Here is a 12,592-nt window from a genome sequence, read left to right as displayed (position 1 = left end):
TTTTTAGAAGTTGAGACAGTTTGGATGGCAGGTATGGCAAAAAAAGCTCCTCGAAAAGAGCTGTTAATTCACAATAGTCTTTGTGATTCTAATAGTTTTGACTTATTTAGCCGCGTATGCTTGGCGCGTTAGAGAATGTTTTTTGCACTTAAAAATGTGGGTCAGTAAGGGCTAGGGTCTATGATTCTTTTCCTCTAAAACGAGTAGCCAAAATGTGGTTACGGAGTATCGTATTTAGAATCCTATTCCCTCGATTTTATCTAGGCATCCCTCACTTCAAAAAACATATGTAGAATCAAAAATTTAACAGAAATATAAAAGCATATGGTGGGCGATGAGAAATTAGATGGTTGTGTGCTAACATGGCTAAAGCTATAAATTTTATATAATCTTTAATAAATAACTTTAAAATTGAATTCGACTTAGCAATGGAAAATCTGCGTCTTTCCCCTTTTTTGATGGTTTTATCATTTAGACACGCAAATTCTCCCTAGAAGTTTAAAAATTTTATGTAACCCAATAACCAATACTGTACCGGTAGTGCCTATTTCGATCTATGGACAGCACAATAAACTCCATTGTCATATGGTGCTGCAACATCTGTTCCTCTATCTTGGTTTTCTAGAAAGTAATCGCTGCAAGCATTTATAAGTTTTTTTATTCTGGGTGTCAATACACCGCAATGTGCTCCGTAACAAGCGAGTACCATCATTTTATTGATCAGCTCACGGTTATTTACCAACTCATTGTGTTGCAGCAGCTCTTGCATGAGGGTGGTTCATGAGAAGCATTTTTCCTCCTTTCTTTTATAATTTTTATACATATACCAATCCTGCTGATGGCGCACAAACAAGTGAACAAAATGAGCTCAACATGAAGGAGGTTGAAATGAGAGAATTTTACAATATTTGGGGTTATGATTTAAGGTGAGAAACGAAAAATAACCATTATAAAACAATATATTAATACAATAATGCAGTGATTCAATACTGGAAAGAAAAACCGGATATCATCAAATCGTTGTATTCTGCTCTACCGTTGTGTGTGTATGGTATATGATGGCCAGCTTTATGCGTATTTGAATTACTAAAGGCATAATCTAGAGTGATATGGGCAAAACAGATTGCCTAGAAACACTAGCGCTTTATAGGAAAGGCGGTCTGCAAATGATCGTGAATGTCGCAATGCTGATAGAAGGCAAGAACCACAAATTTTCTGTATCACGAGAACAATAAATTCTTATGCATTTTTGCTTCGTACTCTCTTTGCAATAGAGTAAAAACCTCTTGTTAAATGATGCTCATTTTGCACGTTTTGCCTGAATATGTGCCAACAATCCTAATGTTGAACTATCGCATTTATCAGCTTTGTTTTCTCCGCGGAGTATTGGTAACAATTCACTTGCTAATTCTTTACTAAGCTCAACCCCCCATTGATCAAATGAATTAATGTTCATCAAAATACCTTCGACAAAAATGCGGTGCTCATAAAGTGCAATGAGACGACCAAGTGTGAAAGGTGTTAACAAGTCTTGAACCAACATAATACTGGGGCGGTTGCCCTCAAAACTTCTATGAAGTGCTAAATGATCTGCCTCACATTCACGTATTCCATTCCTTATAAGGATACGTCGGGTATCTTCAACACTACGTCCTTTCATAAGAGCTTTTGATTGCGCTAAACAGTTCGCTATGAGCATGTCATGCAGTGGATATAAGCTTTGCTCATGTCCTTTTATAAATAAAATAAACTCTACAGGAATAACATCTGTTCCTTGATGCAAAAGCTGAAAAAAAGCGTGTTGACAATTTGTTCCTGCATCTCCCCAAATAACTGGACCGGTCGGAAAAGTTAATGGCCTGCCATCCAGAGAAACGTGCTTACCATTTGATTCCATATCCAGTTGTTGCAAATAAGCTGGAAAATGCGCTAAACGCTGTGCATAAGGAATAACGGCACGTGATGAATAACCACAAATAACACGATGCCAAAACCCTAAAAGAGCAAATCGAATAGGAATATTTTTATGCAAAGGCGCTGTTTTAAAATGTTGGTCCATATGTTGAGCGCCTTTGAGAAATTGGCGAAAATTGCATCTTCCTATTGCTAACATAACAACAAGGCCAATGGCAGACCAAATTGAATAACGCCCTCCAACCCAATCCCAAAATTCAAAAACTCTTGAAGAATCTATGCCAAATTCCTTTACTTTATCAAGTGCACTTGAAACAGCTATAAAATGCTTGCACACCGCCTTTTCTCCTAAATGTGAACAAATCCATTTGCGTGCAATTTGAGCATTTGCAATTGTTTCAGCTGTAGTAAAAGTTTTAGAAGCAATGATAAACAAAGTTGTTGCCGGATTTAAACCAGAGAGGGTATCAAAAATATGCGCACCATCGGCATTAGAAACAAAATGACAACCTGGACCATCATGATAAGGTTTTAGAGCATTTGTAACCATCACAGGTCCAAGATCAGAGCCACCAATACCGATATTGACAATATTGCTTATGCTTTCACCACTGCCTCCCTTATAACTGCCATCACGAATTCTTTCAGAAAAATTTTCCATCTTAACAAGAACATTCTGAACATCTTGAACAAGATCGCGACCATTCAACATAAAAACTGCGTCAGCAGGTGAACGTAACGCAATATGAAGAACGGGGCGTTTTTCAGTTATATTAATGGCTTTTCCAGAAAACATTGCTTCACGTCGACCCAACACATCTGCTGCAACAGCTAACTTATCTAAAAGCTGCAATGTTTTAAATGTTACACCGCATTTTGAAAAATCAAAAAGGAGATCATCAAACACTAAAGAAAAATGGGAAAAACGTTGTTCATCTTCTAGAAAATGCCTACGAATATTCTTCACCCCATCCCTTGTGGCATGTTCTTTTAAAGCTTTTAAAGTTTCCTCAAAGAGTTTTTCTTTTCGAATCAATAAGTTATCTCCCATGATTATTGACAATACAATCTACACACAAAAAGTAGCAAAACAGAGAGCGTCTTTTTGATTTTATTGCAACTCATTCTGATTGCGGACATATAAAATGAAGCGGCACAAAAAGGGGGAGAATAAGGCTTGAAAGCGACATTGTAAAAACGAAAATAAAAGACTTTAAATCCTTCCTATCATACAAATCATTCAACTTTGCTAAGTTCTCTTGTTAAGCGTGCAGATTCTTCTGATTTTGGTCTTATAAAACGCCCAAGGAAGAGATAAATAACCGGTGTGACATAAAGTGTAAAAATAGTTGCTAAGCCCAAGCCACCAACAATAACCCAACCCAAAGCTATACGTGCTTCTGCGCCAGCGCCTTTGGCTAAAACTAAAGGAATCCCCCCTAAAATAGCGCAGATCATTGTCATACAAACCGGACGAAGACGAATATTTGCGGCTTCTTCTACAGCTTCACGCACACTTTTCCCGTGATCACGTAACTGATCTGCAAATTCAACAATTAAAATCCCATTTTTGGCCATAACTCCCACCAATAAAATGAGACCGATTTGACTGTAAATATTAAGGCTCACTCCACTTAAAAGCATAGCAATTATAGCACAACCAATCCCTAATGGTACAGTAGCTATGATAATAAATCCTGAAATAAAACTTTCAAATTGCGCAGCCAAAACCAACAAAGTAATCACAAAGGCAATTCCAAAAACAATCATAAAATTAGAAGATGTTTCACTAAGCGTAGCAGCTTCTCCCAAAGGAACAATATAACTTCCCTCTTTCAATAAAGGAGCAGCGATTTTTTGCACAGTTTGATAAGCACTTCCTAAAACAACACCTGGAGCAAGACTTGAGCTTAGAATAATAGCACTCATCCGTTCTTCCCGTTTTAATTGAGGTGCAATGGCTTTTTCACGTAAGCTTGCTACGACTGATAAAGGGACATATTTGTTGTTTTTGGTTTTTAAAAAAATATTTTCTAAATCACTTGGATTATTAATTGGATTCTTACGCGATGTCAGTTTAACATCATAAGAGTGATCATCCACATAAATAGAACCAATTTTTTTCCCATCCAGTATAGTTTGTAATGTATCCCCCAAATTGGTGATATCAACCCCTACATCGGAAGCTTTTTCTCTATTAATTTCAATAAAAAATTGCGGTTGTGTTGCATCAACAGTAAGCCGTGGGTGAATAAAATGCGGATCAGCTTGCAAAGCAGCAACAAGCTTATCGGAAATTGGCTGTAATTTTGTATAATCATTTCCAAGAATTGCAAATTGTAATCCTTGACCAGTTCCTCTCACACCTAAAGAGTTTCCTTGTGCTGCAAATACCAAAACTGCCGGAAATTGTCTTACTTTTGCATTAACATCTTCTAAAATCTTTTGTTGACTCCGTAAACGCTTGTCCCAAGATGAAAGCAACAAAATTAAAAAAGCAGTATTGGGTGAACCACTCATGCCAGCGATAGAATAACTGTTGATAATCTCACCAGAGTCACGCAAAGGTTGTAAACTCGTTACAATTTTTTCTACCTGCTTATTCAGGTATTGTGTTGAAATACCCTGTGGTCCATTAATGACCAAAAAGATAAGAGCTCTATCCTCTGGTGGTGTCAATTCCTCTTGTAATTTTGTATAGCCTCCGACACAAAGGCACGCAAAAATAAGTGAAGCAAAAACAACAGTCCAAGGTTTGCCTAAACATTTATGTAAACTATAAGCATAGCACTTGCTAAAAAAAGACCCCAATTTATTCAGAAGAGTAAAATGATATTTTTCTTCCTCATTGCTCTCAATATTTTCTTTGAGAAGACGTGAAGCCAACATAGGACAAAGTGTCAAAGCAACAATAGAAGAAAGGAGAATAGAAATTGCCAAAACAAAACCAAATTCCCTAAAAAGTCCTCCTACCTGTCCAGGAAGGAAAGAAATAGGCACAAACACGGCAACTAACGTCAATGTTGTAGCCAAAACAGCAAAAAATACCTCTCGTGTTCCTAATACTGCTGCTGCCCGAGAACCCAATCCCATATTGCGCCACCGAACAATATTCTCAAGCACAACAATCGCATCATCCACCACAAGACCCGTTGCTAAAACAAGGCCCAATAATGTGAGAATATTGAGAGAAAATCCGACCAGGTAAATGAAAGCAATTGTACCGATTAAAGCCACAGGAATAGATAAAGCAGGGATAAGCGTTATACGTATATCTCTCAGAAAAAGAAAAATAACGAAGATAACGCTGAGAACAGCAATAACCAATGCGACCTCAACTTCATGAAGTGCACTTTGAATAAAAATGGAATCATCACTAATAATTTCCACATGCACAGAAGAAGGAATAACAGTTTTAAGACGATCAAGAACAGTTCTAACACCTTGAGAAATATTAAGGGTATTGGATTGTGCTTTACGCACAATCCCCAGTCCAATTCCCTGCTTTCCATTAACACGAAGAATAACAGTTTCGAGATCAGGTGACAAAGTAACATGCGCAACATCACCAAGGTGGACATGAGGTTTTAAAACAACTTTTTCAAAAGCTTCTGTTGTTGTTAAGCGTGCAGTTGCACGTACAATTAAAGTTTCTTTAGCATTGCGTAATGATCCCACAGGAGCGTCTGTTGTCATATCGGCAAGAACACGTGAAATATCTGCAACGGTTAATCCATAACTTGCAAGCTTTGCTGCATCGACATCAACCTGAAAAATTTTCTCGCGCGCACTTGCAACCTGTACATCACCAACACCATCAACGGCGGATAACACATCAACAATTTGATCGTTTACGATCATTGTTAAATCATCAATATTCATTGTTGGTGAGGTTACAACCAAATACATCATCGCAGCGGCATTTGAGTCTGCTTTAATGATGAGAGGTGTATCAGCGTTTTTGGGTAAAGAATAAGTAATGCGAGAAAGAGCATCACGAATGTCAGAGGCAGCAACATTTAAGTCAACACCGACATTAAAGTTGATTTCGACACGCGAACGACCAAAAGAAGATGTTGAAGAAATTGTTTTAACACCAGAAACACGAGAAACAGCATCTTCTATAGTTTTTGTAATTTCACGATCTATTGTTTCTGCTGATGCCCCAGAAAAAATTGTCATAATCGTTATCACTGGAGTATCAACATCGGGCAGTTCACGAACATCAATGTTGAGCCATGCAGCAAATCCTGCAATGATGATCATGGCATTCAAAACAAAGGTAAAAACCGGTCTGCGAATAAACAGCGCAATCGCCCCACCTTGATTTGCTTGTGTTACAGGCTGTTTTGTGCTCACTTCTTGACTCATTAATACATCCTACCCACGAGGTGCTGGTAATTGCTGTTAATCGGTTTTTTGCTCTTCAATAACCACTTGACTTCCTGGATAGAGCATCTGCACACCTTGTATGACAACTTGATCACCATTTTTTAAGGGTGCTTTCACAAATACCTGATTTTCTTTATGCTGAATAATCGATACTGGTATAGGTGCGACTTTTCCCTCTCTCACGCGCCAAACGAATGATCCCTTACTGTTCCATTGAACAGAAAGAGGATGAACGACAGGGAAAGAACCACCATAAAATCGTAGAGCAATAGAAAAAGACATACCAGGCATAAGTACATCTTTGTTATTCTTGATTTCAACCTGAACGTGAAGTGTGCGACTGTCTGGATCAACAACATTATCAATCGCATAAATATGACCCACAAAGGCTTTATCAGGCTGCGCTGTTAATATTGCTGTTACTTCATCTCCTTTATGAATATATGATGTATAGCGTTCAGGAACCCATATATCGACTAAAATACGTTCTTTATTTTCAATACGGCCTATGACAGTATTAAGGGTTACAGCATTGCCGATATCAATGGGTAAAATACCAACAGTTCCGTTTATTGGTGCACGAATTGTTCGCCGTTCGAGTTCTAATTCAGCATTACGCAAAACCAAATTCGCATTATCCAGCTCTAAGCGGGCAGTAATTTCCTGAACCTCTGTTGCTGTTTTGCTGGCACGTAGTTTAAGAATACGTGAAAGTGTTAACGCATTGTTATCACGTTGTACTTTTGCTTTTTCAACCGCTATCTTTTCCTTTTCAGAATCAAGCTTTGCAATGGCATCACCTATTTTTACTTTTGTACCAGCTGCCACAAAAATCTTATCAACAACACCTGATGACCAAGGTTTCAACTCCGTCTCAGCGAGTGCTTGTCCACTCCCAAGAATATTTAAATTTTCATAAAAATCTTGTGTTTTTACAAAGTCAACAACAACCTTTGTTGGTGGTCTGCCTACAGTTTTCTTTGAAGCTGTATGGGGTGTATGTGTTATTTTATCGACGAAAGGAACGCGTTGTTCTGAACTTTGTTTTCCTGCCCAATAAGCTACTATCAAAATGACAATCAGCAATACCAGTAAAAATTTTTTTTTAAAAGGCTGCATATGTCTACCTTTGCTGTGTTATGAATATGCAAATTTGTTTGAAACAGTCTTCAACAGCAACATTCGAATTTCATACAAAACCGAATTGCAGGCAGCGTATTTTACTCCCCACCGCAAAAAACAGATCTCATTTCTTATTTGAGTATCTTTCGTAAATGAAAACGTCAAGTTAACTATCGTTCATTTTAAGTTATACTTTTAAGACAAAGCTATATTGTTAAGGCAAAAAAGAGAAGATTATATCACAAACAGCGAAAGTGAGAAAGATACGGCTGTCTTTTAAAAATAGTGGATCAACGAAAGGATAAAATTCTTATTTTCATCAAGTTTTACTTGCAATTCGTCACTGAAACGATTAGGAACCCTTTGTCTTAAGGTGATAGGAAATGAAAAATTGCACCCGTAGCTCAGCTGGATAGAGCACCAGACTACGAATCTGGGGGTCAGGAGTTCGAATCTCTTCGGGTGCGCCACTTTAAAACTTTACTGTTTTATTTCAATGTGTTATTTGAATGAGGAAGACAAAATTTTGTTTTTCAGTATTTTACATTGTGCATTGAGCAATGTGATTAGATCGCCCTATCATTCTTTTTATAACTGCGAATCATAACCTTGTTTTGAGTTTCTTGTGGGCTTTTTCACATGATTTTATATGTTTTCATTGCTCAAAAATGAAAATCTTTAAAGACTTCCTTATCTCAAAGAAGATGGTCTTTATCGTGCTTTCTTTATAATGAATTTTTAACCGTAAAAATGATGCTGACAATATTTAAAATATAACGGGTTATTTGAAAGTGAAGAGCGCCAAAACGGACTTTTCCATTTGGTAATATCCTATAAAAATTCATGTAACAGTGAAAAGTCATGGCTTTTACAACAGTTTGGAAAAGAAAACGACAATACCTATAGGATAGAAAAGAATAAGTTCATAGCACTGTTAATATGTTTCATGAAAAGCATGGGATGAAAACATTGAGCCTTTGTTACGGAAAATGTCTCATTGTATGAGGAAGTTTTTCTTTTAAAGAAATATAATCCTATTTTAGAGCAGATTGTTTCAGAGTGCTGTTCTCATGATAATAATGATCTATCATATTATGTTATAAGTCTATAGCATGATCAATTTATGCTTATAAAAAGAGCAATCATAAAGCACTTCTCGTCATATTTATGAAAAATTATTTTTCATACTCTTGCCATTTTGCTTATGCGCTTTATCTGAAAGGTAAAATTGCTCTTTAAGAAGTTTTTTTTATTATGATATGAATTGTGATATTTTTAAATGGAGACGATATAATATTCTCAAGGGTTGTATTTTTCTTTATTTTTTAGCTTGAATCCCTCTAGCTAAAAGGGTTGGGGACTTTTCTAGATACAATGTTGTCACAGACATTTTAGGATGATGCGGTAATGAATGCCGGCATCATGGGGATGGGTTTTATCTTTATTTATTGGTCTTTTGCATGCGCGAACAAGGTTTTGCCATGAGGGTTTTTGCGCGTTGTGATGATATTGAGCTCTATCGGAGGAGGTTCTTATGAAAAAATTATACTCAACATCAAATTTGGTCAAAGTGGTTTCGTTGGGAACTGCAATGGCGACACTTTTATCGAGTGTTTCCCCTGTTTTTGCTGCGAATCTCGCGATAACTGGGGCGAATATTTTAAGCACGAATCTTCAAGGAGTAAGCTATACATATGGAAGCCACGGTAGTATTGTTTTTGCTGGTGATGATGATCACTGTGGTGTAGATAATGTTATGGGTCGTGGTGGTAAGCAACAGCAGTCAGTTGCTAAGAAAATAACTGCAGAAGAACAATATAATAGATTTATCAATGGTTATAATAACGGCAGTGGTCGTAATCCTTATGGTATAACTACTGAAAAGGTGACATGGCAAAGTGATGGAATAACAACTCCAAAAGGTAGTTATATGGGAGTTGCTTCAACAGGTGGGATTATAAGCGCTCTGCCTGAGGCTTATGGTGTTTATTCTTTTGCAACAGGGTGTGGATCTTCTGCAACGGGAAACTATTCAACAGCGTTTGGTGCAGGAGCAACTGCAAAGGCTGGTGGAGCGCAAGCCTTTGGTGTTTCCTCACTTGCCAGTGGTAAAGCAAGTGTTGCTATGGGTGTGGGCTCAGAGGCATCTGGAGAATCTACGGTTGCTATTGGGGGGCTTGCAACTGCACTTAAGAAAAATAGTATTGCTATAGGGACTAAAACAAAAACAGAAGGGACGTATGCGATTGCCATAGGTATGGATGCTGAGGCTCTAGGTTCAGGTTCTATTGCAATTGGGAGCAGGATTTCTGATAGAACTGAAGAAAATATGCCTAACAGAAAATTACAAGCAAAAGGTGAAAATTCGATTGCAATAGGGACGTATAGTTATGCTCAAGAATATGATTCTGTTGCTATTGGTGTAAACGCACAGGCATTTGTGAGAGACGGTGTTGCTATAGGTGGTGGCTCTGTTTCTGATAGAGACAAGGGTGTTGCTGGTTATGACCCTTATCTAGATGCGTCATCAACAGAGACGAATATAGCATGGAAGAGTACTACAGGAGCTTTTAGTGTTGGTGAAGTTGGTGGTTATTCTAATGGCACGCTAACACGACAAATTACAGGAGTGGCTGCAGGAAGTGAGGATACTGATGCAGTGAACGTAGCGCAGCTAAAAGCTATGAGAGCTGTTCTAGCAGGAGGCGGCAGTTGGAAAATTTCTGCTAACGAAGAAAATGAGGTAGCTGTTACGCCAGGTAACACAGTAGATTTTTCAGTGAAGACTGCAAAAGTGGGAGCAGATAATTTAACGATTCAAAAAAGCAATGCAGATAATGGTAAGCATAAAATCAAATTTGCCTTAAATGAGAATCTTGAGCTCTCAAGTGTTACTACAGGTCGGAGCCGTATGAGTGATGATGGTTTTATCCTTGATACAAGTGGTGATCAAATCAGAATAACTGTTGATGGTATTTATGCTGGCAATGAAAAGATCACGGGAGTGGCAAATGGAGAAGACGATACCGATGCAGTCAATGTCAGTCAGTTAAATGAAATAAAAAGTTACATAGAAGGTAATAATCTCGTTAAATGGGATGAAGGGCAGAAACTTATCACTGTTGGTAAGGAAAAAGGTGGCACAAAAATTGATATTGCAGGCAATGATGGAGATCGGACTATCGCGGGTGTAAAGGCTGCAGAACAAGATACCGATGCAGTGAATTATCAACAGCTGAAGGATGTGAAAACGTTGGTAGAACAAGGCTGGAAACTTGCTGTTAATGGAGACAATGAATCAGCTGTTACACCAGGTAGCACAGTAGATTTTTCAGTAAAAAATAACAATGCAGCAGGAGAGAAGAACTTAACGATTGAAAAAGACGATAAAAATAATATTGAGTTTGCTTTAAGTAATACTCTTAAATTGACGAGTGTTACTACAGGAAACAGTATTATGGATGGTACAGGCTTTAAGTTTATTGATGGTGATGGACCAAGTATAACTGTGAGTGGCATTGAAGCGGGCAATAAAAAGATTACAAAAGTAGAAAAAGGGACTGATGATACTGATGCCGTCAATTATAAACAGCTGAAAGATCTAGAAGATGCCACTAAAAATATGGGATGGAAATTTTCTGTTAATGGAAACAATGAGACACTTGTTAAAGCGGACAGTATCATAGATTTTTCAGTGAAGAATAACGACGGAGTAAAAGCGAACAACTTAACGATTGAAAAAGAGAGTGATAATAGTATCAAGTTTGCTTTGGGCGATAAGCTTAAGCTGACAAGTGTTACTACAGGCAACAGCATTATGAGCGATGATGGCTTTAAATTCATTGAGGGTGGGGGGCCAAGTATAACTGTGAGTGGCATTGATGCTGGTGATAAAAAGATTACAAAAGTAGCAAAAGGGACTGATGATACCGATGCCGTCAATGTTTCTCAGTTAAATAAAGTAAAAGAACTGGTAGAAGGAGGATGGACACTTGCTGTTAACGGAGAAAATAAGTCAGCTGTTAAAGCAGGTAGTACTGTAGATTTCGTTGGTGTTGAAATTGGTGAAGGTGATGAAAAGAGTCGCAATATCACAATTACCAAAGATGATAATAACACTGTAAAATTTGCTTTGAATGAGAATCTTAAGCTGACGAGTGTTACGACAGGGGATAGTACTATGAGTAATGATGGCTTTCATATTAAGGATGGTCCTCAAATTACTTCTGATGGCTTCTTTTTTGCTAATGATGGTCCAAGTATGTCTCAGTTTGGTATTTACGCTGGGGATAAACAGATTAAAAAAGTAGCAAAAGGTACTGATGATACTGACGCAGTCAATTTCGCTCAGTTAAAAGAGATAAAAAGTCAAATAGAAGGTGATAGTCTCGTTAAATGGGACGAAGAGCAGAAACTTATCACTGTTGGTAAGGAAAAAGGTGGCTCGAAAATTAATGTTGCGGGCAGTGATGGAGACCGGACTATCGCGGGTGTAAAAAAAGGTGAAGTTTCTGCAAGCTCGACAGATGCTATAAATGGTTCTCAACTTCATTCAGTGGGTACGGATGTTGCTAAGTATTTTGGTGGAAATGCAGCATTTGAGAATGGTGCTTTTGTAGGTCCTAGATATAATTTATCTATAGTTTCCACAGATGGTAATACGGAAAATAAGATCTTTGAAGATGTTGGTTCAGCGTTAGAAGGGCTTGATGTAAATGTTAGAAATGTGAACACTCGTGTAACGCATATTGCGAATGAGTTTAATGGGAAGTTTGATAAATTTTCTCAAGATGCCTTATTATGGAGTGATAAAGAGAAGGCGTTTGTTGCACTTCATGGTGGTGAAAATGACCCCAAAACAAATAGTAAGATTACATTCCTTGCAGATGGTGAAATTGCTGCAAACTCAACGGATGCGATAAATGGTTCTCAGCTCTTCAAGGTTGCTCAAAATACATCGAAGTATTTTGGTGGCAGTACGGATGTTTATGCAGGTATAGAACCAGCCTTCCTTATTAATGATAAGTCATATAATAATGTTACGGATGCGTTTATTGGCGTAAACACTTCTATTACAAATATTAATCAGAAGATTTCTGATGTGATAAAAAATAATCTTGTTCAACAAGATGCAACATCAAACATCATCACCATCGGTAAGAAT

Annotated in this window: 4 protein-coding genes, 1 tRNA gene and 1 pseudogene; 3 read left to right on the top strand and 3 right to left on the bottom strand. The window is 37.7% G+C overall.

Annotation, left to right across the window (positions count from 1 at the left end; all coding sequences use genetic code 11):
- Positions 1-1,109 precede the first annotated feature (1,109 nt).
- Entirely contained in the window at positions 1,110-1,235 is a 126-nt protein-coding gene (locus tag BN67_RS15275) for a hypothetical protein (protein WP_280101225.1), read from the top strand.
- Positions 1,236-1,300: 65 nt separating this feature from the next.
- Here the strand turns inward: BN67_RS15275 and pgi are convergent, their stop codons facing one another.
- From pgi to BN67_RS11055, 3 genes are all read right to left on the bottom strand, one after another.
- A complete protein-coding gene (pgi, locus tag BN67_RS11065; protein WP_026088296.1) occupies positions 1,301-2,965 on the bottom strand; it encodes a glucose-6-phosphate isomerase in 1,665 nt (554 codons plus the stop codon).
- A gap of 185 nt (positions 2,966-3,150) precedes the next feature.
- The gene (locus tag BN67_RS11060) at positions 3,151-6,285 is read right to left on the bottom strand and encodes an efflux RND transporter permease subunit (RefSeq protein WP_019224136.1); all 3,135 of its coding nucleotides are present in this window, start codon (positions 6,283-6,285) and stop codon (positions 3,151-3,153) included.
- 36 nt (positions 6,286-6,321) lie between these two features.
- Positions 6,322-7,425: an efflux RND transporter periplasmic adaptor subunit gene (locus BN67_RS11055; RefSeq protein ID WP_019224135.1), complete on the bottom strand. Its 1,104-nt coding sequence runs from the start codon at positions 7,423-7,425 to the stop codon at positions 6,322-6,324.
- Positions 7,426-7,821: 396 nt separating this feature from the next.
- Here BN67_RS11055 and BN67_RS11050 point away from each other — a divergent pair.
- Both BN67_RS11050 and BN67_RS11045 read left to right on the top strand, forming a co-directional pair.
- Positions 7,822-7,898: transfer RNA gene (locus BN67_RS11050), tRNA-Arg, on the top strand.
- 1,064 nt (positions 7,899-8,962) lie between these two features.
- Positions 8,963-12,592 (top strand): annotated as a pseudogene (locus BN67_RS11045) (Vomp family autotransporter); the annotation flags it as partial.

Origin of the sequence: Bartonella rattaustraliani AUST/NH4, from assembly GCF_000312565.1 — a bacterium.
GTDB classification, from domain to species: Bacteria; Pseudomonadota; Alphaproteobacteria; order Rhizobiales; family Rhizobiaceae; genus Bartonella; species Bartonella rattaustraliani.
The sequence above is the reverse complement of the archived record's forward strand: the minus strand, read 5'-3'. Positions and strand labels throughout refer to the sequence as shown.

Excerpts from the sequence above, each read along its gene's own strand:
- BN67_RS15275 (WP_280101225.1), top strand. The coding sequence starts at position 1,110 with ATGGGCAAAACAGATTGCCTAGAAACACTAGCGCTTTATAGGAAAGGC.
- pgi (WP_026088296.1), bottom strand. The coding sequence starts at position 2,965 with ATGGGAGATAACTTATTGATTCGAAAAGAAAAACTCTTTGAGGAAACT.
- BN67_RS11060 (WP_019224136.1), bottom strand. The coding sequence starts at position 6,285 with ATGAGTCAAGAAGTGAGCACAAAACAGCCTGTAACACAAGCAAATCAA.
- BN67_RS11055 (WP_019224135.1), bottom strand. The coding sequence starts at position 7,425 with ATGCAGCCTTTTAAAAAAAAATTTTTACTGGTATTGCTGATTGTCATT.